The organism is Mycobacterium sp. 050128 (genome assembly GCF_036409155.1).
Taxonomy (GTDB): Bacteria; Actinomycetota; Actinomycetes; order Mycobacteriales; family Mycobacteriaceae; genus Mycobacterium.
Genome location: NZ_JAZGLW010000001.1, coordinates 927244 through 949646 on the forward strand (window position 1 = coordinate 927244; position 22403 = coordinate 949646).

At 66.3% G+C, this 22403-nt stretch carries 20 protein-coding genes; 12 read left to right on the forward strand and 8 right to left on the reverse strand.

The window, feature by feature from the left end; genetic code table 11:
- Positions 1 to 82 precede the first annotated feature (82 nt).
- Both SKC41_RS04570 and SKC41_RS04575 read left to right on the forward strand, forming a co-directional pair.
- Positions 83 to 1396 (forward strand): putative toxin, encoded by a 1314-nt coding sequence (locus SKC41_RS04570; RefSeq protein WP_330976529.1) that lies wholly within the window; start codon positions 83 to 85, stop codon positions 1394 to 1396.
- On the forward strand, positions 1393 to 2031 hold the full coding sequence (locus SKC41_RS04575; RefSeq protein ID WP_330976530.1) for a HEAT repeat domain-containing protein: 639 nt from the start codon (positions 1393 to 1395) through the stop codon (positions 2029 to 2031). Before SKC41_RS04570 ends, SKC41_RS04575 begins: the two co-directional genes overlap by 4 nt.
- Here the strand turns inward: SKC41_RS04575 and SKC41_RS04580 are convergent.
- The 4 genes from SKC41_RS04580 to dnaK are packed head-to-tail and all read right to left on the reverse strand — an operon-like array spanning position 2028 to position 6170.
- The gene (locus tag SKC41_RS04580) at positions 2028 to 2414 is read right to left on the reverse strand and encodes a heat shock protein transcriptional repressor HspR (protein WP_330976531.1); all 387 of its coding nucleotides are present in this window, start codon (positions 2412 to 2414) and stop codon (positions 2028 to 2030) included. The two genes, SKC41_RS04575 and SKC41_RS04580, sit on opposite strands and share 4 nt — an antisense overlap.
- Positions 2414 to 3592: a molecular chaperone DnaJ gene (gene dnaJ / locus SKC41_RS04585; RefSeq protein ID WP_330976532.1), complete on the reverse strand. Its 1179-nt coding sequence runs from the start codon at positions 3590 to 3592 to the stop codon at positions 2414 to 2416. Before dnaJ ends, SKC41_RS04580 begins: the two co-directional genes overlap by 1 nt.
- 53 nt (positions 3593 to 3645) lie before the next feature.
- Positions 3646 to 4311, reverse strand: coding sequence for a nucleotide exchange factor GrpE (gene grpE / locus SKC41_RS04590; protein ID WP_330976533.1), 666 nt, complete (start codon positions 4309 to 4311; stop codon positions 3646 to 3648).
- Complete coding sequence (gene dnaK / locus SKC41_RS04595) at positions 4308 to 6170, reverse strand: molecular chaperone DnaK (protein ID WP_330976534.1); 1863 nt, start codon at positions 6168 to 6170, stop codon at positions 4308 to 4310. Before dnaK ends, grpE begins: the two co-directional genes overlap by 4 nt.
- Positions 6171 to 6580: 410 nt before the next feature.
- Here dnaK and SKC41_RS04600 point away from each other — a divergent pair, with 410 nt between their 5' ends.
- On the forward strand, positions 6581 to 7747 hold the full coding sequence (locus SKC41_RS04600) for a sulfotransferase family protein (protein ID WP_330976535.1): 1167 nt from the start codon (positions 6581 to 6583) through the stop codon (positions 7745 to 7747).
- Between the two features lies 1 nt (position 7748).
- Here the strand turns inward: SKC41_RS04600 and SKC41_RS04605 are convergent, their stop codons facing one another.
- Entirely contained in the window at positions 7749 to 8642 is an 894-nt protein-coding gene (locus tag SKC41_RS04605; RefSeq protein ID WP_330976536.1) for a LysR family transcriptional regulator, read from the reverse strand.
- Positions 8643 to 8784: 142 nt separating this feature from the next.
- On the opposite strand from SKC41_RS04605, the gene SKC41_RS04610 reads away from it, so the two are divergent.
- Complete coding sequence (locus SKC41_RS04610; RefSeq protein ID WP_330976537.1) at positions 8785 to 10275, forward strand: aldehyde dehydrogenase family protein; 1491 nt, start codon at positions 8785 to 8787, stop codon at positions 10273 to 10275.
- 10 nt (positions 10276 to 10285) lie between these two features.
- Entirely contained in the window at positions 10286 to 11236 is a 951-nt protein-coding gene (locus SKC41_RS04615; RefSeq protein WP_330976538.1) for an amidohydrolase family protein, read from the forward strand.
- Between the two features lies 1 nt (position 11237).
- Here the strand turns inward: SKC41_RS04615 and SKC41_RS04620 are convergent, their stop codons facing one another.
- Positions 11238 to 11795, reverse strand: coding sequence for a nucleotidyltransferase family protein (locus SKC41_RS04620; RefSeq protein WP_330976539.1), 558 nt, complete (start codon positions 11793 to 11795; stop codon positions 11238 to 11240).
- A 52-nt stretch (positions 11796 to 11847) separates the two neighbouring features.
- Here SKC41_RS04620 and SKC41_RS04625 point away from each other — a divergent pair, with 52 nt between their 5' ends.
- The 7 genes from SKC41_RS04625 (at position 11848) to SKC41_RS04655 (ending at position 19063) form a co-directional block, all read left to right on the forward strand.
- Complete coding sequence (locus SKC41_RS04625) at positions 11848 to 14181, forward strand: xanthine dehydrogenase family protein molybdopterin-binding subunit (RefSeq protein ID WP_330976540.1); 2334 nt, start codon at positions 11848 to 11850, stop codon at positions 14179 to 14181.
- Positions 14178 to 15062, forward strand: a complete 885-nt coding sequence (locus SKC41_RS04630) for an FAD binding domain-containing protein (RefSeq protein WP_330976541.1) — start codon at positions 14178 to 14180, stop codon at positions 15060 to 15062. Before SKC41_RS04625 ends, SKC41_RS04630 begins: the two co-directional genes overlap by 4 nt.
- Positions 15055 to 15564 carry a (2Fe-2S)-binding protein gene (locus SKC41_RS04635; RefSeq protein WP_330976542.1) on the forward strand — a complete coding sequence of 170 codons (510 nt, stop codon included), beginning with the start codon at positions 15055 to 15057 and terminating at the stop codon, positions 15562 to 15564. The genes SKC41_RS04630 and SKC41_RS04635 overlap by 8 nt, the downstream gene beginning before the upstream one ends.
- 179 nt (positions 15565 to 15743) lie before the next feature.
- Entirely contained in the window at positions 15744 to 16250 is a 507-nt protein-coding gene (locus SKC41_RS04640) for a hypothetical protein (protein WP_442931661.1), read from the forward strand.
- Positions 16251 to 16264: 14 nt separating this feature from the next.
- The gene (locus SKC41_RS04645; protein WP_442931662.1) at positions 16265 to 16765 is read left to right on the forward strand and encodes a hypothetical protein; all 501 of its coding nucleotides are present in this window, start codon (positions 16265 to 16267) and stop codon (positions 16763 to 16765) included.
- A 97-nt stretch (positions 16766 to 16862) separates the two neighbouring features.
- A complete protein-coding gene (locus tag SKC41_RS04650; RefSeq protein WP_330976545.1) occupies positions 16863 to 17363 on the forward strand; it encodes an oligopeptide transporter substrate-binding protein in 501 nt (166 codons plus the stop codon).
- Positions 17364 to 17431: 68 nt separating this feature from the next.
- Positions 17432 to 19063 (forward strand): Hsp70 family protein, encoded by a 1632-nt coding sequence (locus SKC41_RS04655; protein WP_330976546.1) that lies wholly within the window; start codon positions 17432 to 17434, stop codon positions 19061 to 19063.
- Here SKC41_RS04655 and iniC read toward each other — a convergent pair.
- Both iniC and SKC41_RS04665 read right to left on the reverse strand, forming a co-directional pair.
- On the reverse strand, positions 19057 to 20562 hold the full coding sequence (gene iniC, locus SKC41_RS04660; protein WP_330976547.1) for an isoniazid-induced dynamin-like GTPase IniC: 1506 nt from the start codon (positions 20560 to 20562) through the stop codon (positions 19057 to 19059). The genes SKC41_RS04655 and iniC overlap by 7 nt on opposite strands.
- Positions 20559 to 22400 (reverse strand): dynamin-like GTPase family protein, encoded by a 1842-nt coding sequence (locus SKC41_RS04665; RefSeq protein WP_330976548.1) that lies wholly within the window; start codon positions 22398 to 22400, stop codon positions 20559 to 20561. The genes iniC and SKC41_RS04665 overlap by 4 nt, the downstream gene beginning before the upstream one ends.
- Positions 22401 to 22403: the final 3 nt, after the last annotated feature.

Genomic DNA, 22403 nt, shown 5'->3' on the forward strand with positions numbered 1-22403 from the left:
GGCTCCTGATCAGGTGACTAACGCCTGACCCCAGGCTGCCATAGACTCAACCGCCAGGCGTGAGAGTGGGGCGGGGCTACCGGTGACGGACGTCGATCCAGAGTTGTTTTACGACGCGGCCGCTGCCTACAAAGAGAACAGCGACCACACCGCGGCCGCGCTGAACAAGCTGACCGGAGTGGACGCCGCAAACGGGGCCGGCACGCACGGGGTCGGCCCGCAGTGGGCGACGGCCTACGACGCCGCGGCCGACGAAGTCGGGCAGGTCGCCTACCGGCTGGTGAATGCCTTCCACAACCTGGGCAGCCTGCTGCGCCAGGACGGGGTCAACCACGATGAAACCGAAGAGGCCTCGACGCTCAACCAGCGGGACGCCTACGGGGCGCCGATCACGCCGCCGGGTGAGTCCGCGGGGACCTTCATCGACGCCGCGGTGAAGGTGAGCTCGGTCGCCGGGGGCGGCGACCCCGAGCCGCCGCATTGGGATTTGGTCCGGAGCCAGATCACCGACGGGTGGCCTGACGGGCACCCCGACCACGTGCTGGCGGCATCGGCGGCGTGGGAGACCTTCGGTCATGATCTGGTGGGCATCGACGATCAGCCGGGGCCCGAGGAACAACGGCTGATCGTCGACGTGGAAGCGGCCGAAATCGCCTTTGTGATAGACCGACTCAACGAAGCGCGCATCGTCAGCACCGATATCGCGGGCGCATGCGGCGACATGTCGCGCGCGGCCAAGGATTACGGCAACGAGCTCAAATCGGTCAAGGACGACATGGCATTTATCGTCAAATGCCTCTACCTGATCGTGACGGCCCTGGATGCCTACCCGCCGCAATTGCACCTCATCGCCGAAGCCATCAAGAACACGTTCATCGCGACGGCGGTCACTCAGATCAACGGGCTCAACGCCGCACTGCGCGTCACCGCCACTTCGTCGATGAAGGACCTGGGAGTCGCAGCCACCGCGATGGGCACTGCACTGCCGGCGGTCAAGTCGATCCTGGCGCTGGTGCCGCGCAGCGTAACCCCCACGCCGACGCAGCGGGTCAACGACAACCGGCGCAAGGGCCGTCGCGCCGAAGAGATCGCCGGCATCGACCAGACCACAAAGCGACCGATCCAGGTGACGGACCCGAAGACTGGCGCCCGGAGGACCCGGATCCCCGACGAAATCGATGACGAAAACCACGTAGTACGCGAAGTCAAGAACGTCCAAAAGCTGGAAACCACTCAACAGATCCGCGACATGGCCCAGTGGGCGCGAGACAACGGCTACAAACTTGTCATCGTGGTGGACAAGGGCCGCACCGACGCTGGCACAGTGGAGCAGAGATTGAGAGACGACTACCCGGGGCTGAATGTGACGATCGACGCGAGCCAGAACCTGTCATGAACAAATACGGTGATGACCCCCAGACCTGGCCGGAATGTCGACAGGCGATGAAGCGCGAGCTCGACGAAGCCGGTATCCCAGAAGACACCGTGTGGGAATTGGTCAACTCCCGCAACGACTATCCGGAAGCCGTACCGATCATTGTCGACTGGCTAGAGCACCTCGACGAGCGCGTGCCACCCGATGAGGACCGCCGTGCGTGGCGGGCGGGGTTACTTCGAAATCTGATCACCAAACACGCGAAAGGCAACCGCGCGGCGGCCGATATCTTGTTTCACCAGTTCGAAATTGAGCCTCCGCTGACCAACCTGGAACTCGAGGCCGCGGGCTTTGCACTGGCCCAGGTCGCGGACCGCTCCGACTTCCCGCGAGTGGCTGCCCTGATCCGGTCCGAGCGAGATTTTCCTACCAAGTCAGTACTGGTTGAATGGCTCGGCGGAATCAAAACCGAAGAAGCCAAAGATCTTGCTGTGAGCCAACTCCCGCACCCCGGCATGCGAATCCCGGCGATGCGCGCCCTGGTCCGCCAGAAAGCCACCGGGGTGCGCGACGCCGTCGCTGCGTACCTGGACGACGAACACGAAGTCTTCCGCAAGGAAGCGCGTAAGACCCTCGACAAACTCCCGGCGGACTAGCGTCCCTTGCGGGGCTGCCACACCACCAGCGCCGTGCTCTTGGGTACCACCGCGAGGTCGCGGCGCTGGTTGCCCCGCAACACGGCTATCTCGTCGGCCATTTCTTTCAGCCGCGACTGCAGCGCCTCGACCTGATTGGTCAGCTCGATAATGCGCTTGATGCCGGCGAGGTTGACGCCCTCGTCCTGCGAGAGCCGTTGCACCTCGCGCAGCAGGTCCACGTCGCGCTGCGAATAACGCCGTCCGCCACCGGGAGTGCGGGTCGGTGTCACCAGCCCGAGGCGATCGTAGGTACGTAAGGTCTGCGCATGCATGCCGGCCAGCTCGGCCGCGACCGAGATCAAAAAGGTGCGGGCATCCTCTCGCTTGGAGTTTTTTGCCATCAGCGGTTACCCGCCCATCCCGCCCGCGGATTGAACCCACTGGCGCGCTCGGCCTCGGCATACACCTCCAGCGCCTCTTGCGCAGCGCCTTCCAAGTTGGGTGGCACAGCGACTTTCACGGTGACCAGCAGGTCTCCGCTGCCGCCGCTGCGCTTGGGCACACCGCGTCCGCGCACCCGCAGGATCCGGCCGTCGGCGGTTCCCTTGGGCACCCGCACGCCAACCTTGCCGTCCAGCGTAGGGACCGAAAGCGTTGACCCCAAAGCCAATTCGCTGAAGCTCACTGGAACCGTCACGGTGAGATCGTCGCCGTCGCGGCTGAAGACCTTGTCCGGCCGCACATGCACCGTCACGTAGAGGTCGCCCGACGGCGCACCGCGCAACCCGGCCTCACCCTGCCCGGGCAGTCGAATCCGTTGTCCGTCTTCGACACCGGGAGGGATTCGCACGTTGATGGTGCGGGTGCGAGTGGTGACGCCGGTGCCTTTGCACTCGTCGCAGGGGTGCTCGATGATCGAGCCACTGCCCCGGCAGTCGGTGCAGGGCTCGGAGAAACCGAATGCCCCCTGGTTGCTGCTGACCACGCCGGCGCCGTTACAGGTGGGACATACCTTCGGACTGGTACCCGGACGTGCCCCGCTGCCATGGCAATTGGTGCATGGTGCCGGGCTGGTCAACCGCAACGGCATCGCGACGCCATTGGCGGCCTCGACGAAATCCAGCTCAGTCTCGGTTTCCAGATCGTTGCCACGCCGGGGCCGGCTGGGACGACCGCTCGCGCCGCGTCCGAACAAGCCGCCGAAGAGGTCGCCGATGTTGGTGCCACCGCTGCGGCCCGCGGCGTCGAACAAATCGTTGAGATTGAACTCGGCGCCGTCGCCGCCCACGTTGAAACCACCGAAGCCGCCGGTGTCGAACCGCCGGCCGCCAAGGCCACCACCGGCGAAGAGCCGGCGGGTTTCGTCGTACTCCTTGCGCTTGGCCGGATCCGACAGGACGTTGTGCGCCTCCGACACCGCTTTGAACCGTTCACCGGCGGCGGGGTTGTCGGGATTCGCATCCGGATGCAGATCGCGCGCCAACTTGCGATAGGCGCGCTTTATCTCTTCGGGGCTGGCGTCGGAGGAGACGCCAAGCTCCTTATAGAAGTCCTTTTCGACCCATTCACGCTGGGCCATGTCGCGTCACCTCCCCTCACCTTTCGCTATTCCTGTTGTGCTGATTCTGTGCCTCAATCACCGGAGGTGTCGGTATTTTCGTCGGTGTCGCTCGCGGCGGGGGCCGCGCTCGGCGAGGCGCTGGCTTCAGCGCCGTCACCCGAGACCGTGTCCACGACACCAACCAGGGCGTGACGCAACACGTTCTCGCCCAGTTTGTAGCCCTCGCGCATCACCGTGCCGATCACCGGTTTGGAGCCCTCGCCGCCATCACCCTCGTGCTGAACGGCTTCGTGTAGCAACGGGTCGAAATCTTCGCCCTCGGCACCGAACGCCACCAGACCGAGTCCGGTCAGCGCGCTCATCAGCTTGTCGGCAACCGACTTCAATGGGCCGGACTCCAGGTCACCGTGCTTGCGCGCACGGTCGAGATCGTCGAGGACGCCCAGCAATTGGCTGACAACGGTGGCTTTGGCCCGATCCGCCGCGGCCTGCTGGTCGCGCAGCGCCCGCTTGCGGTAGTTCGCGAAGTCGGCTTGAACCCGTTGCAGGTCGGCGATCAGTTCGGCCGCCTTGCCTGCCTCCTCCGGAGTTTCGCCGGTGAACCCTTCGGAAGCTGCCCCGCCCGGCGCCCCTGCTGTTTGGGGGCCGGGTGGGACATTCCGTACTTCTCCGGTCTCGGGATCAATCCGCCGTTTGTCGGTGACAGTTACCTGCTCTTGCGGATTTCCTTGAGTCACTTGGACTCCCGGTCGTCGTCGACCACCTCCGCGTCCACGACATCATCAGCGGAGCCGGATGAGCCGCCGGACTCGGCGCCGCCGGCCTGTCCGCCGGCCGCTTGAGTGGCTTCGTAGATCGCCTGACCCAGCGCCTGAGACTCCTGGCCCAGCTTCTCCATCGCCGTCTTGATCGCGGCGATGTCGGTGCCGCCCAGCGCTGACTTGGCCTCGGCGATCGCGCCGTCGACCTTGGCCAGCGTGTCCTCGGGAACCTGCGACCCGCCTTCGGCTTCGCGCTGCTCCTTGATGAACTTCTCGGTCTGGTAGACCAGTGACTCGGCCTGGTTGCGGACGTCGGCCTCTTCGCGACGCTTGCGGTCCTCCTCGGCGTGCGCCTCGGCATCCTTGATCATCCGGTCGATCTCCTCCTTGGACAGGCCGGAGCCTTCCTGGATTTTGATCGTGTTCTCCTTGCCGGTGCCCTTGTCCTTGGCCGTGACGTGCACGATGCCGTTGGCGTCGATGTCGAAGGTGACCTCGATCTGCGGAACACCGCGCGGAGCCGGCGGGATACCGGTCAGCTCGAACGAGCCGAGCAGCTTGTTGTGCGAAGCGATTTCGCGCTCACCCTGGAAGACCTGGATCTGCACCGACGGCTGATTGTCATCGGCCGTGGTGAAGGTCTCCGACCGCTTGGTCGGGATCGTGGTGTTGCGCTCGATCAGCTTGGTCATCACGCCGCCCTTGGTCTCAATGCCAAGGCTCAACGGTGTGACGTCAAGCAGCAGAACGTCTTTCACCTCGCCCTTGAGGACACCCGCCTGCAGCGCGGCACCAACGGCCACGACCTCGTCGGGGTTGACGCCCTTGTTGGGCTCCTTACCGCCGGTGAGCTCCTTGACCAGCTCGGTCACCGCGGGCATGCGCGTGGAACCACCGACCAGCACCACGTGGTCGATCTCGGACACCGAGATGCCGGCGTCCTTGATGACCGACTGGAACGGCTGACGCGTGCGGTCGAGCAGATCCTGGGTGATGCGCTGGAATTCGGCGCGGGTCAGCTGCTCGTCGAGGAACAACGGGTTCTTGTCCGCGTCGACGGTGATGTAAGGCAGATTGATCGAGGTGCTCTGCGAACTCGAGAGCTCGATCTTGGCCTTCTCGGCGGCCTCACGCAGCCGCTGCATCGCCATCTTGTCCTTGGTCAGGTCGATTCCGCTGGTGCCCTTGAACTTGTCGACGAGCCACTCGACGACACGGTCATCCCAGTCGTCACCACCGAGGTGGTTGTCACCACTGGTGGCGCGGACCTCGACCACACCCTCGCCGATCTCGAGCAACGAGACGTCGAAGGTACCGCCCCCGAGGTCGAAGACCAGGATGGTCTGTTCCTTCTCGCCCTTGTCCAGGCCGTAGGCCAGGGCCGCCGCGGTCGGCTCGTTGACGATGCGCAGCACGTTGAGGCCGGCGATCTGGCCGGCTTCCTTGGTGGCCTGACGCTGGGCGTCGTTGAAGTACGCGGGAACGGTCACGACCGCGTCGGCGACGTCCTCACCCAGGTACGCTTCCGCGTCGCGCTTCAGCTTCTGCAGAATGCGGGCGCTGATCTCCTGAGCGGTGTATTTCTTGTCGTCGATCTCGATGGACCAGTCGGTGCCCATGTGCCGCTTGACCGAACGGATGGTGCGGTCAACGTTGGTGACCGCCTGGTTCTTGGCGGGCTGGCCGACGAGCACCTCACCGTTACGCGCGAACGCGACGATAGACGGTGTGGTGCGTGAGCCCTCGGAGTTGGCGACGACGACGGGGTCGCCACCTTCCAGGACTGCAACGACGGAGTTGGTGGTCCCGAGGTCGATACCGACCGCACGAGCCATAGTGATTCCTCCTGATGGTGTAGAGCTTCTTTGGTGCCACTATGCTGAGTGAACCCCGCTCAAGCCTGCCCTTGATGGTGCCGGCCTGTCAACCCATTATTGAGTCTGGTTCACTCAACTTGTCGATCATCCTAACGATTGGTGTCGCGACCTTGTTCCCGGGGGGCTTACGATTTTCCTGAAGGTCGCGATTAGCCCGGTTAACAGGCCAGACGGTTCCGATCGCAAATTCACCGTGTCTTTAAAATGACGTTCTTGTTAATTAGGCATGCGTAGGACAACCGGTTAGTAGCGTTCGCACTGAGTTGTACATCTGTCCCAGTCCCACCACGAGAAGGGCGAGGCGCCATGGCTGCTCCGCGGGTCGTCGTTACGCGTCGCGCAACCCCAGACTGTTGTTCCCAGCTGCGATGAAGGCCGGGCGTTCGGCATCGCGGTTGGCGTGGTGGCACGAGTGGGCCGCGCCGCTGTGGATCGGCTGTAACTTCACCGCCTGGACGCGCCTGTTGATCCGCAACCGATTCGCCGTGCACTGGAGCCGCTGGCACTACGCGGTGCTCTACACGGCCCTGTCGGTCGTCAACTCTTTCCTGGGGACGTGGCAGAACATCGTGTTCGGCAAGCGAGTCGCCGACACGGCAATCGGACACGCGCCGATCTTCATCATCGGGCACTGGCGCAGCGGCACCACCATGCTGCACGAGATGATGGTGCTCGACGAGCGTCACACCGGTCCGACGACCTACGAATGCATTGCGCCGCACCACTTTCTGCTGACCCAGCGGTTCGCCCGTTTCGCCGAATTCCTGACGTCGAAACATCGCGCCATGGACAACATGGACATGAGCATGGCGCACCCCCAGGAAGACGAGTTCGCCTGGTGCATGCTGGGACTGCCCTCGCCCTACCTCACCATCGCGTTCCCGAACCGGCCCACCCAGGACGAGCATTACCTGGACATGGACAAGCTCAGCGCCAAAGAACTGGAAACCTGGAAGCAGACCTTTTTCCGGTTCGTTCAGCAGGTCTATTTCCGCCGCCGCAAGGCAATCGTCCTGAAGAGTCCGACGCACAGTTTCCGGATCAAGGTGCTGCTGGACATCTTTCCGCAGGCGAAGTTCATCCACATCGTGCGGGATCCATACGTCGTATATCCCTCGACCGTCAACCTCTTCAAGGCGTTCTCTCTGGTGCACGGGCTACAGCGGCCGACATTCCAGGGGCTCAATGAAAACGTCCTGTCCAACTATCTCGACCTGCATCGAAAGTTGGACGAAGGGCGCGAGTTCGTCGACCCGTCAAGGTTTTTCGAATTGCGCTACGAGGATCTGATCGACGATCCCGAGGGGCAGTTGCGCAAGATGTACGAGCACCTGGATCTGGGTGACTTCGATCGGTACCTGCCACGGCTGCGGAAATACCTGGACGCCAAGGCTTCCTACCGGACGAACAAGTATGAAGTGACGGCCGAACAGCGCGCGATCATCGCGGAGCGCTGGGCCGAGGTCATCGATCGCTACGGCTACGGGGTGGTGGCCGACGATGCTGGAGTTGAACAGGTAGCGATCGCAAGCTGATTCAGCGGGAGGCGACTTCCTCGATCAGCGCGAGGATGGCGCGGGTAGCCGCGCTGGTCGACCGGGCCGCGGACGTGGTGACGAACAATCGCCATTCCAGGTCGTAGTCGCTGACGCGCAGCGTCGCCAGGCCGAAATCGTCGATCTCGTCGAGGATGGTCCAACTGAGAAAGCCGATCCCGAGGCCGTTGCGGATGTAGGTCGCGGCCGTGCCGAGGTCGGCGACCTCCACCGCGACGGTCCGTTCCACGCCGGCGGCGGTGAACGCATTGTCGATCACGGTTCTGGTGCCGTATCCCGGCGGGCTGTCGACGAACGACATTCCTTCCAGCTCGGCCAGCGGCACCGAATCCCGTTGGGCCAGTGGATGATCGGCGGGCACGACCAGAAGCAGCGGAACGGCCGCCACCAGCCGGGCGTTCAGGTCGGCCGGCGGCGGCCCGGTGAAGACCAGAAAGGCGACGTCGAGATCGCCGTCGCGCAGCTGGCGGGCGAGGCCGGCCGATCCGGCGCTGGCGGCACGCAAGTGCACCGTGACTCCCGGATGCCGGGTGTGCAGTTCGGCCAGCACCGCGGGCATGTCGATCACGCTGATCGACGTCAGAATCCCCACCGTGACGGTGCCGCGGATCGACCCGCGGGTGGCGTTGACGGCATCCTTGGCCGCGCGGGCGGCATCCAGGGTTTCGCGGGCGCGGGGTCGCAGCTCCTCTCCCGCCGGAGTCAGCTCGACGCCTGCCGAACCCCGGACGAATAGCTCTGCGCCGAGTTCTCGTTCCAGGGCCTTGATCGTCGCCGACACACCCGATTGGACGACATGCAACTTTTTCGCGGCCTCGGTGAAGCTGCGGTGGTCCGCGACGGCGAGGAAGTACTCAAGATGACGCAGCTCCATGCAGCAATTATCACCACCCGTGCTAGTAGCCATCAGAACATTTCGTTGGTCCTGATGCCGCAGGTAAACGTAACGTCGACGACGTCGAGCGTGCCTGACGGCCCGTCGACCGCCCCCACCCCCAACCTTGCTGGACGTGCCAATGACTCTGCAAGCTCCCGCCCTGACCAGGACCAGAACGCGCTGGTCGTCTCCCTCCACCGATGATCAATTCGTCGTCGAGAACCCCGCGACGGGCCGAACCGTCACCGTGGTGCAGGGAGCGGGGCCCAACGAGGTCGACCAGGCGGTGCGCAAAGCCCACGCCGCACACCTGCGCTGGAAGTTGCGGCCGGCCCGGGAGCGCGGTGCCTATCTGCGTCAGATCGCCGAGGTCATCCGCGCGCATGCGGACGAACTCGCGATGCTCGAGTCACGGGAAATGGGCAAGCCGATCGTCCAGGCGCGCCAGTTCGACCTCGAAGCGGCGATCTCCATCTTCGAATTCTTCAGCAGCATCGTGGAGAACCTGCCCAACAAGGCGCGCGACCACGACACCGTCCTGGACGTCACGACGCTCGAGCCGTACGGCGTGATCGCGGCCATCGTGCCGTTCAACTGGCCGCCTATCCACACCGCCGGAAAGATCGCTCCGGCACTCGCGGTCGGTAACGCCGTCGTGCTGAAGCCACCGGAGCAGACGCCCTCGGTCGTGCTGCGCATGGTGGAGCTGATCCAGTCGGTGCTGCCGGACCGCGTGGTGCACGCGGTGCCGGGCAAGGGCGAGGTGGGTGCCGCACTCGCCGGACATCGCCTGGTGGGCAAGGTGTCCTTCACCGGGTCGCCGCGGACGGGTTCGGCCGTGATGCGCAACGCCGCCTGCAACCTGACCCCGACGCTGATGGAACTGGGCGGCAAGAACCCGTTGATCGTGTTCGACGACGCCAACATGCACGAGGCGCTGATGGCCGCCATCGACGGTGGCTTCTTCAACCAAGGCGAGGCGTGTACCGCGTCGTCGCGAATCCTGGTGCAGGACAAGATCTATAAGGAGTTCTCCGCGAAGCTGTGCAAGGCGGTGACAAAGCTGCGGGTGGGTGACGGAGCCGATCCCGCGACGGACGTCGGGCCGTTGGTCACGCGCGCGCAGCAGAAGCAGGTGCTGGACTACCTCAAACTCGGGGTGGCCGAGGGCGCGCGTATCGCCGCCCAGGCGCCGCTGCCCGACGATCCTCGCCTGGCCGACGGGTTCTATGTGTCGCCAACCGTGCTGACCGACGTGACTCCGCGGATGCGGGTCGCCCGGGAGGAGATCTTCGGACCGGTCGTCACCCTGATCCCGTTCACCGAAGAGGGTGAGGCGGTGCGAATCGCCAATAGCACTCCGTTCGGACTGGTGGCGGCGGTGTTCACCCAGGACGGCGACCGCGCGTTGCGGGTGAGCCGGCAGATCCGGGCCGGCGCCGTCTTCGTCAACAACTATGTCCGGATCGCGATTGGCACCGGATTCGGCGGGGTCGGCCACAGCGGATTCGGACGCGAGCACGCCGAGGAGACGCTGGCCGAATACGGCTACACCAAGACGATTCGGTGGGCCGCCAAGCGCGATGAGCTGCCCTACTGGACCGCGGCCAGCCGCGTGCTGGAGACCTGAGGACAACCCGGTGCGGACCATCGCACTCGAAGAGCATTACGCCACAGCGGGATTCCTGCGCGGGCCGGGGAGCTGGCTTGTCTCGCGCGCGGGCGTGATCGAGGCCATCGCCGATCTCGGCGACGACCGCATCGCCGCGATGGACGATGCGGGTATCGATCTGGCGGTGCTGTCGCTGGCCGCGCCCGGCGTCGAGCAGCTGGACGGCTCGAAAGCCGCCCCGCTGGCCCGCGAATGCAACGACGAACTCGCGGCGGCGGTCGCCCGGTACCCCGAGCGCCTGGCGGGCTTCGCGAGCGTGCCGACCAGCGCGCCCGACGCGGCGGCCGACGAATTGGAGCGGGCGATGCGCAAGCTGGGCTTCCTGGGCGCGGTGATCAACGGGCACAGCCAAGGTCGCTATCTGGACGACCCGTTCTTCGAGCCGATTCTCGATCGCGCGGCGACGCTCAACGCTCCGATCTATCTGCACCCGACCATCCCGCCGGCGGGTGTCATCGAGTCCAGCTATGCGGGGTTCTCCCCCGAGGTGACGTTCGCATTCGCCACGGTGGGGTGGGGCTGGCACATCAACACCGCCACACACCTGCTGCGGCTGATTCTCGGTGGCGTGTTCGACCGCTACCCGCAGTTGCAGGTCGTGATCGGGCACATGGGTGAGGCGACGTCGTTCATGTTGCCGCGCTTCGACGCCACGCTGACGCCGGAACTGACCGGACTCGAACACCCGGTCAGCACCTACCTGCGGCGCAACGTGCACTACACCTTTGCCAACTTCAACGACGAAGCGACATACGCCAATCTGGTCGCTCAGGTCGGGATCGACCGAGTGGCGTTCTCGGCCGACTACCCGTTCGGGTCGATGAAGGCCGCCCGCGCGTTCCTGGATGGGCTCCCGCTGAGCGACGACGACCGGGCCAGCATCAGCCATCGCAACGCCGAGAAGCTGCTGGGTCTATGACTTAGCCCGGCTCGTCGACGTCGTGGCCGCCGGCGAGGTCACCGCAGTCGACGATCTCGACGTCGTGGCGGCCGCGCAGATACGCCCCGGCGCCGTTGTCTCCGGAGATCCGGGCCAGCACCTCGGGCCAGTGCCGGCGCGCGATCACCACCGGATGCCCGGGCCGGTCGCCGAAGTACGCGCGCGCCAGTCCGGTGTCGGTGACGCGGCCGAGCACCCGCGCGACGACGTCGGGCCCCACATCGGGAGTGTCGATCACGTGCACCACGGCGTAGTCGGCACCCATCCGGTCGGCCTCGGCCAGGCCGGCGCGCACCGACGCGCTGAGCCCCTCGTGCCATTGCGGCGCGGTGATGGCCGTAACGCCGGGCGGGGCCGCTACCTCGGCGGCCCCCAGGACCAGGACGACGTCGGAACATCCCCCGTCGCGCAGCGCCCCGACCGCGATGTCCAGCCAGCCGTCGACCAAGACTTTTGGCTTCCCGTACCGGCGGCCGGCACCGGCGGCCAGCAAGACTCCGACGTGGCGTGGCGGATCGGTGAACTGCGGTAACCGCACTCTCCTATGATGACATTCACCTTCTCGCTCACCGACAGCCCAATGGAGCGATATGACTCAGGATGTGCAAGGGGCGGCCAGCGCCCCGGCGCCCCGCTATGCCGGGACCCGGGTGCAGCGGGTCGAGGATGGCCGGTTGCTGACCGGCCACGGCACCTTCGTCGACGACATCTCGCGGCCCGGCATGCTGCACGCCTGCTTTGTGCGCAGCCCGTTCGCCCGTGCCCGGATCAACGGTATCGATGCCGCCGCGGCGCTGCAGCTGCCCGGCGTGCATGCGGTGTTCACCGCAGCCGACCTCAACGCCGAAGTCAAGGAGTCCTGGCACGCCGTCGCCGGTAAGGACGTCGCGGACACCCCGCGGCCACCGCTCGCCGAGGGCGAGGCGAAGTTCGTCGGCGACCCGGTCGCGCTGATCGTCGCCGAGAGCCGCTACGTCGCCGAGGACGCGCTCGAACTGGTCGACGTCGACTACGAGCCGTTGCCCGCGGTTTCCGACTTCACCGCAGCGCAGACCTCCGACGTGCTGGTGCACGAGAGCTACGCCGACAACGTCGCGGGCGGGATGGGCGGCGCGCCGCCGGACGAAGCGATCTTCGGCTCGGCTGCCTACGTGGTGAAAGAGGAGATCTACCAACAGATTTACGCGCCGGTGCCGATCGAGACGCGTGGCCTGGTGGTCGAGTGGGTGGCCGCCACCGGAGAGCTGACCATGTGGGCGTCCACTCAGACCCCGCACGAACTGCGCGCATTTTGTGCGCGCTTGTTAGGCATTGCAGCACAACGGGTTCGGGTAATCATGCGGGACACCGGCGGCGGCTTCGGCCAGAAGGTCGTTCCGATGCGCGAAGACATGTGCATCATGCTGGCCGCCCGCAAGGTTCCGGCGGCGCTGAAGTGGATCGAGGACAGGCGCGAGAATCTGATGGCGGCGGGACAGGCCCGCCATGTCAACGGCACCGCCCGGATGGCGTTCGACGAGGACGGCAACATCGCGGCCGCCGACATCGACTTCATCCAGGACATCGGCGCATATCCGACGCCGTATCCGGTGTTGACCACCGCGGCCATCGGCATGTTCTTCCCGGGGCCCTACCGCGTGCCCAAGGCCAGCTTCAACTACAAGACGGTGTTCTCCAACACCAGCGGTCTGGCCGCCTACCGCGGCCCCTGGCAGTACGAAACACTGGCCCGCGAAATACTTCTCGACGTCGGCGCCCGCAAGATGGGCCTGGACCCCGTCGAGCTGCGGCGGCGAAACCTACTGCGTCGTGCTGAGATGCCCTACTTCAACCCCAACGGCATGCCCTACGATCACGTCGCTCCGGCCGAGACTTTCGAGCAAGCCGTGAAAATCCTTGACCACGAAGGCTTTCGCAAGGAGCAGCGCGAGGCCCTGGCCCAGGGCCGCTACCTGGGACTCGGGCTCTCGGCGTACATCGAGCCCACCGGCGCGGCGACCGGTCACCTGGCCACCGAAGGCGCCGCGATGACGATGGAGCCGACGGGCAAGATCAACGTCTATGTGAACGGCGGCTCGAGCGGAAACAGCTTGGAAACCACCGTGATTCAGCTAACCGCCGATGCGCTGGGCGCGGACATCGACGACGTGGCCACCACCCAGGGTGACACGGCGATCACCCCGTACGGCGCGGGGACACAGGGCAGCCGCAGCGGGCCGATGACCGCCGGGGCCGTCGAAGAAGCCGGGGCGATCCTACGGCGAAAGCTGGTGGCGCTGGCCGCACACCAGCTCAAGGTCGCCGAATCCGAAGTGGAGCTGGCACATTCGACCGCGACTGTGCGCGGCGACTCGTCGAAGAAGCTGACCTTCGCCGAGCTGGCGTACACCGCCTACTACGCACCGCAGCAGCTGCCGCCCGGGACGTCATTGGAGGCCACGGCCCGCTACGTCGCCAAGGTGCCGATCCTGTGGTCCAACGCGACTCATGCCTGCACCTGCGAGGTGGACATCGAGACCGGCAAGGTCACGCTGCTGCGCTACATCGTCAGCGAAGACGTCGGGCCGATGATCAATCCCGCGATCGTGGAGGGCCAGATCGCCGGCGGAACGGTGCAGGGCATCGGCGGCGCGCTGATGGAGGACATGGTCTACGACGACGACGGCAACCCACTGGCAACAACTTTCGTCGACTATCTGCTGCCCACGGCCACCGAGGTGCCGCCGATCGAGTTCGGTCACGTCGAGATCCCCGGCCCCGGGCCGGGCGGATACAAGGGCGCCGGCGAGGGTGGAGCGATCGGCTCGGTGCCGGCGGTGATCAACGCGATCAACGACGCGCTGGCGCCGCTGGGAGTGGCGATCACCCGGCTGCCGGCCAGCCCGGCGTCGATTGCCGCGCTGGTGGCCGAGGGGAACCGATGAAGCCCGCGACGTTCGACTACCACCGGCCCGACACCATCGAAGAGGCGGTGGGTCTGCTGGCCGACCTCGGCGACGAGGCGAAAATCCTGGCCGGGGGGCAGAGCCTGATACCGATGCTGTCGATGCGGCTGGCCTACTTCGACCATCTGATCGATATTTCCCGGCTCAGCGAATTGCAGGGCATCGACCTTCGGAACAACGAGCTGTGGATCGGCGCCGGCACCACCGAGGCCAAGGTGGGAGCGAATCCACTTGTCCGCCAATCTGTTCCACTGTTAACAGAGGTGACGCCGTTCATCGGACACTTCCAGATCCGCAATCGCGGCACCCTGGGCGGCTCGATCGCACACGCCGATGCCGCGGGCGAATACCCGGCCGTCGCGCTGACGCTGGACGCGACGATGGAGGTACTTTCGCCGCGCGGACGTCGCGAGATCCCCGCCGCGGACTTCTTCGCCGGCGTGTGGGAGACCACGATGGAGTCCGACGAAGTGCTGACTGGAGTCCGCTTTCCCGTGTGGAACGGCAGGTCCGGGTTCTCGATGCACCAATTCTCGCGTCGTCACGGCGATTTCGCGATCGCGGGCGCGCTGGTCGCGGTGGCACTCGATGGGGACGACCGGGTTTCGCGCTGTGCGATCGGCTTGCTCGGACTGGGCCCCACACCGCTGCGCGCCACCGCCGCCGAGCAGGCGTTGATCGGACGGACGGTCGGCGACGTGACCGCCGAGGAGGTCGGTCGGGCCGCGATGGCGGGACTCGACGCGATTCCGGTCGATCTGCAGGGGTCGGTGCCATATCGGACGAAGGTGGGCGCCACGATGACCGCGCGCGCCTGGACCCAAGCCGTCGAAGAAGCCACGGGAGCACGCCATGCATGAACGATCAGTCCGCTTGTCGGTCAATGGGACTCCGGTCGTCGCCACCGTCGAGCCGCGCATGACGCTGGCCGACTTCCTGCGTGACAAGTGCGGGCTGACCGGCACCCATCTCGGCTGCGAGCACGGGGCCTGCGGCGCGTGCACGGTGCTGCTGGACGGCGATGCGGTGCGGTCGTGTCTGATGTTCGCGGTGCAGTTGGACGGCATGGAGGTGACGACCGTCGAGGGCATCGCGGCGCCGGACGGCACGCTGTCGCCGGTGCAGTCGGCGCTGCGGGAATGCCATGGCCTGCAATGTGGATTCTGCACGCCGGGTTTCGTGGTGTCGCTCACCGCGCTGCTGCGAGACAACCCCGATCCGACCGACGAGGAAATCCGCGAAGGCCTGTCCGGCAACTTTTGCCGGTGCACCGGGTATCAGGGCATCGTCGCCGCCGCGCATCGCGCCGCCGAGATCGCGCGAGAGCCTCGGGAGACGCCGGAGCCTGCCGCCCAGCGATAACACTTTGCTATCGACGACGTTCCAAACGCGCGTCACCTCAGCACATTGCGCCGCCTGCTGCGTAGTCTGCTTCTGATATCTCCGAGATTCGGGAGCGACGCGTGCGGTTTTCGCAGAGGACACGGTGGAGTCTTGCCGGTGGAACCTTGCTGCTTTCGCCCGTATTGGTGATCAGTCCCATGTTGATCAACGGCTGTTCGTCCGTCATCGAGGGCAGGCCGGTCGCCGCGCCGGGCGCCGGGCCGACCGAACCCGCGTTTCCCGCACCGAGGCCGAGCGCCGCGCCGTCGAACCCCACCGGGATCCCGCCGACGACGCCGGTCAACCCGAACGCACCCGCCGGCGCCATCCCGCTGCCGCCCGACCAGAACGGCTACGTCTTCATCGAGACCAAGTCCGGCGTCACGCGCTGCCAGATCAACAAGGACAGCGTCGGATGCGAGGCACCGTTCACCGACTCACCCATGCAGGATGGTGAACACGCCAACGGCGTCCACATCACCTCTACCGGTTCCGTGCAGTGGATCTTGGGCAATCTGGGCGCCATTCCCACCGTCCCGATCGACTACAAGACCTACGACGCGCAGGGCTGGACGATCGAGGCTTCCGAGGCCGGTACCAAGTTCACCAACGGGCGCACCGGACACGGCATGTTCGTCAGCGTGGAGAAGGTCAACACCTTCTAACGCCGATCAGTACGATCGGTGCCGTGGCAGGCCCACCGGATGACTACAACAATGAGCCGACGCGGTACAGAGACGTCGGCAGGGGCAACTACCCGCCCGCCGGTGAACCGCCGTCCGCTCCCGATCAGCCCGATCCGGTCGAGCCCCAGCTCGACCCCTTCGACGAGACCGAGCCCACGCCCTGGTATCGCAAGCCGGCAGGGCTGATCATCTGGGGCCTGTCTGTTCTGATCCTGATCGCGCTGATCGTCTACGGCATCATCGAGCTGATCGGAGACCGGGGCACCGGTAACGCCCCCAGCACCCACACGACGACCACCACCACGTCGCCGACCACCACCAGCGCGACAACGACCCCCACGACGACGACGGAGCCGACCACCACGACCGCCACGACTGAGCCGCCGACCACGAGCACTGCGGTCGCGCCGGCACCACAACCGACTCGCCAAGAGCCGACGCGTCGGCGTCACTGGCCGTCGTGGCTTCCGTCGACGATGCCCGCCATCCCCTAACGAGTTGATTGCAATTAGGTCAAAGTTTGACGGCCGATCGGAACCTACCCGTGTGGGTCCCACCTCGGCCGACACCGCCCCGCTAGTCTCAGCGTCCATGGCAAGGCACGCGCCGGCAGACTACTTCGTCGACGACGAACCGACCGTTCTCATTCACTACGGCGACGACGAGCAGGCCGGCGCGCAGCCCGACCCTGACGATCCGATCCCCGGTTGGCGTAAACCGATTGCGTTGGCCGGGTGGGGCGCCCTCATCGCGGTCCTGATCGCGCTGATCGTCTGGGGCATCATCCAGCTCATGCATGGCGCCCCGCCGCAGGAGCCGGTTACCAACACCACCCCCGCGACCGCCACCACCAAGGCGCCCCGGCCATCGAGCACCGCCAGCGTGACTCCGCCGCGATCGAGTGAGCCGCCGGTCACCACATCCACCGACGCTCCGACGGCGTCCACCGAGGACACACTGCCGTCGACCGCCACAACCGCTGCGACCACGCCGTCGGGCGAGACGTACCCATTGCCTCAGCTGCCGTCGGTGATCACGCTGCCCCCGCTGCCCGGACTACCGACCGAGATCACGCTGCCGCCCGGTCTGTGAAACGGCCTCCCACCTAGACTCGCGGGAACCCACAGCAACATTTACGACATAGCACAGGGGAACGCCAGATGTCCGAGTCGCTCGGGTTGTCCATCGGGATGGCCAACCTGGTCGCGGCCCGTGCGGGTGGCGATGCGGTGACTCGCAGATCCGTGCTCACCCTCTTTGACCAGCGGGCATCCGAAGTCGGCCTGCCGGCGGAAAGTCCGGATCCGGCCGAAGCCGGACTGGTGATGCGGGGATTCGTCGAACGGGTCGGGGACCGCACTCCGCTGGTGGCGGCCGACGGAACGAAGTACCTCGGCGACGCGCTGACGGTCGAAGCGCTCGAGGCGATGGCCCGGACCGTCGACTACGGAACACCGGTCACGATCGCGGTACCCGCGTACTGGACGCCGGAGCAGTCCGCGGCGCTGCGTGAGGAATTCTTTGCCCAACCCGGCCTGGCGCCGGGCGGCGTACCGCCGGCGCTGATCTCCGATGCCACCGCCGCCCTCACCGCGCTGCGGGCCGAACCCGACTTCCCGACCGAGGGCATCGTCGCGTTGTGTGACTTCGGCGCCAGCGGCACCACCGTGACGCTGAGCGACGCCGGGTCGGACTTTTCGCAGATCGGGCCGTCGGTGCGGTACCGCGAATTCTCCGGCGACGGGATCGACCAGCTGATCCTCGACCACATGCGTGACGCCGCCCCGAGCGACACCTCCGGCGGACTGGCCAGCACGACACGGATGGGTTCGCTGACCCGCCTGCTCGACCAATACCGCGCTGCCAAGGAGCAGCTGTCGACAGCCACGGTCACCACGGTCCCTTCCGTAACCGGCGAGGATATCGAGTTGTCCCGCAACGAATTCGAGGAGCTGATCTCCGGGCCGCTGGACGAATTCATCACCGGCATCCAAAACATCCTGCAGCGCAACGAGATTCCGACCGAGCGCCTAGCCGCCGTGGCCACCGTCGGCGGCGGGGCCGCCATCCCACTGCTGGCCACCCGGCTGTCCGAACGTCTGGGGGTGCCGATCCGCACCGCACCGCAGCCTGCGTTCGCGGCCGCCCTCGGCGCGGCCAGCTTCGGTCAGCAGCACCCCTTGCCGGGCGCGGTGCCGAGTCCCGTCGTCGAGACCCCTACGCAATTGGCCGCCGCCGCGCCGGCCGACATGACCCAAGTCATGCCAAACGCCCGGATCGAAGAAGAGGGTCCGCTGGCCTGGTCGGAGGATGACGACGAGGAAGATCCCGTCCCCTACACCGGCCCCGAGCACAGTGGCCAATACGTCCGGGACGCAATGGATTTCGAGGACGACGATCCTTACGCCGCGCCGCCGTGGTACAAGCGCCCCGCCATCGTCGTGAGCCTGGTCGCCGCGGCGGTGGCCATACTCATTGCCGTGATCTTGGCGTTGACCCTCGGCGAGGAGAGCCCCCGCCCGGTGCAGACCCCGACGCCGACCCAGCCGACCGCCCCGCCGCCCGAGCAAACGGTGACCGTGACCGAGCCGACCGAGACGGTGACCGCCCCACCACCACCGCCGTCGACGACCGCGACCAGCACCGAGGTGCCCACGACGACTTATCAGCCGCCGCCCACCACGACCTATCAGCCGCCTCCCACGACGACGGTCCCGCCGCCCACCACGACCGTTCCGCCGCCGCTGCCGACCGAACGGGAGCGGCTGCACTGGCCGTGGCGGCGCTACTGAGGCGCGATGTTGGCGCCGTGTGCGGCGAAGTCGGCGACCATCGCCTCGGCGCTGCGCACCGCGGCGCGGCACGCCTTGGTGGTGAACGGGTCGTTGAGCGGATGCTCGGCCCGGCGGCGCCAGCGCTGCGCCGCGGCGAACGCCGCCCGCGGCCCTTCCTGCGGGTCGGCATTCCCGGGGTCCAGGCCTAGCCTACTGGCCGGCCGGGTGCCCGACCCGCCGATGATCCTGCGCAGCGACGCGAGCTCTTCGTCGTTCAAAGATGTTGGACGAGAGGATAATTGGCTGAGCAGCCGAAGCTCCTCGAATGCGTGCGTGTCGGCCAGCAGCGGGTCGATGTCGGCGATGACGTAGGGCGTCGCGACGATCGGGAACGCCTCCACGAACCGGCGCAGCGACACCAGCGCGGTGTGTGCCTTGAGCATGTCGGAGCGTTGCGCGAATTGCTGATCGATGACCTCACGCAGCGCCACCAGCCCGCTGCGCTCCAGCAATTCGTCGGCCAGCCCCGCCGCGTCGGCGACGCCGGTGGCCAACACCGCAAGGGAAATCCGCAGTCCGAACATGCCGAACCGGTCCAGCAACTGGGCGCGGGTCGCTGCGTCGACGGGCAGCGGGCTCTCGACACGAACAAAACGGTCCACGCTCAGCATGGCCTTGCTGAGTTCGGTCTTGTCGGCCGCGGCCAGCTTCTGCAGGGCGATGAATTCACTTTGGCGCAGCGTGCGTGCGGTCAGTGCCAACAGCCCCGAGACCGGCACCACGGCTTGGCAGATGCCGGTCTCATTCATTTCCGTGGTGAACCGCTGCGCCACGTCGGCCGCCGACAGCATCGCGTCGATGCGGCCCGCCCCGATCTCGTCGGCCCGTGACGCCACGCCGATGATGCCCAGCGCGCCCGCGGATCCGCCGACGAGTTGCCCAATCTGCTTGAGCAGGGCGATATCTGCGGCGTTGAGGGTGCGCAGCAGGAAGACCACCGCGTCGACCCGCGGGACCCCGTCGGGGGGAACCAGCAGCCGCAGCGTGCGATCCGAGGCCTCACGCGTCAGCGACGACGTTCCCGGGGTGTCGATGATCGTGGTCTCGACCAGCTCTTCGGCGGGCCACTCGACGTCCAGATCGGCCACGTCGGCCGGGTTAAGTGTCCGGAAGTCGAACGTCAGCCCGGCGCTGTGGTTGATCGGCACATTGGAATGTCTTCCACCCCAATGGTTTGCGGTGACCTTCGGGGTAGGACCGTGCCGGAACCAGGTCACGATACGGGTGGCCTCGGTGGCGTCGGTCGGGGCGATGTCTTGGCCCACCAACGCGTTGAGCAGAGTGGACTTTCCGGCCTTGAGGGTGCCGGCCAGGGCGACGCGGATCGGCTCGTTCAGCCGGGCGCCGATGCGGTCCAGTTCGTAGAAAACTTCGGGCCGGTTCCGGAACGCCGGCTCACCACGGTAGGCCTGGATGGTCCCGCCCAAAATCGCACGGACTCGATCGCTAGTGGTCACACCCGTCCTACGGTCACCTGTGGCATCAGTTTGTCCACATTGTCGGTGACCTGGTTCAGGATATTCAACTGCCGCTCGAGTTCGCGGACCTTGGTGTCGCGTTCGGCTTCTTCGACATGCGCCGCGGCGATGGTGGACTGCAGCGATTCGTTGAGCGAACGGGAGATCTCGTTGGCGATGTCGCGGTAATGGTCGCGCAGCGTGCGGTGGATGATCTTGAGCCTGTCGCGAGATTCCTTGCCCACCACGAAGGACACGTCGTCGACGAAGCGCCGCACATTCGTCTTGGCCTCGGCGCGCGCCCGCAGCAGCCGGTTCTCCTTGTCCTCCTTGTAGGCCATGCGGCCGAGGATCAGCCCGGCGCCTACCGACAACGGGTTGAACAGGCCGAGCCCCGCCACCGAACTCAACATGCCGATCATCACCACGCCGCCGTAGGAACCGCGCAGTCCGCTCACCATCTTCTGGCCCTTGCCCGCCGGCTTGGACTCCAGGTCGGACACCGATTTGAGCTGGCCGAAGTCCTCGCCCATCGCGCGTTGATTGAGCTCGGGCGTCAGCACCGAATCCAGCCCCGCGGCGGCGAACGAATTCGCCACCGCGTCGGCCAGCTCTTCGGCGCGTTGGTAGGCCCAGACGAAGTTGTCCCCGACGGCGGTGGCCACCCCTTCCTCGACGTCGCTGCCGATTTCGGCCCAATGCCGGGTCGGATCGCACGAATCGATCTGGCGCTCAATGTCCTCGGTGAGCGCGCGGAACCGGGCCCGCATGTCGTGATCGACGTCAGTGCTCAGGTCGGTGAAGCCGTCGTTGAGCACCTGCTGCCACAGGGCGGTCTGTTCCAGGGCGTCCAGCGCGTCACGCTTGCGCCGCTCCAGGTCTTCGGCGAGCCGGTCACGAAGCCCCGGATCGTTGACGACCGCGAGTTCCGAGCCCGCAGCCATCGTCAATTGTTCTGCCGCCGAACGGATATCGCGAAGGACCTCGTCGCGCACCCGGTCGCTTTCACGGGAGAGCACCCGCTCGCTGAGGAACTTCACGATCGACGGGAAATTGGATTCCTCGTTGGGTTCGGAGTCGTTCTGCGTGACGGCGTGGCTGCGCAGCAGCGACGAGACCGGCAGGATCGGTATCGACACACCGGCGCGCTGTAGGTGCCCGGTGTTGGCGGCGACGACGTCGCGCCAGTGCGGATAAAGGTCGGTCTTGGTGGCCGCCAACACTGAGACCGGGCAGATCCGATGCGCCTGACGGATGAACCACATCTCCGGTTCGGTCAATTCCTGGCTGGTGTCGCTGACCATGATCAGAGCGTCCGCGTTGGGCAGCAGTCCGAGCGTCGCCGACAAGTGCGGCTGCCCATGGCCACCCACGCCCGGGGTGTCGATGAACGCCAACCCGCCCTGCAGCAGCGGGCTGGGGGCGCCGATCTCGACGCGCAGCACTTCACGGTTGCCGGCTTGCGGCGCTCGGCGCAGATCGGTGTTGATCTCGTCGATCGGGATGTCGACGGGCACGGGCTCGCCGTCGGGGCCCGCGGCCACGATCAGCCGGGCCGACGGCGGGTCGCCGTGGCTGACGACGGTGATCACGACGGTGGCCTCGTCGTCGCCGACGCGCGCCACCGGCAGGTTGAGCAACGAGTTGAGCAGCTGACTCTTGCCCTGCTTGAGTTGCCCCGCGATGACCACCCGAATCTGCGGGTCGGTGATGCGCTCGCGAGCGCGCACCAGTCGCTCCTTGAGGTCATTGCGATCGTTGAGTTCCGCGATTGCGATGGTGTGGTCGATCAGCTCGACGATCACGCTGACGCGCCTCGGATCACTGGCTTGAGTCACCGC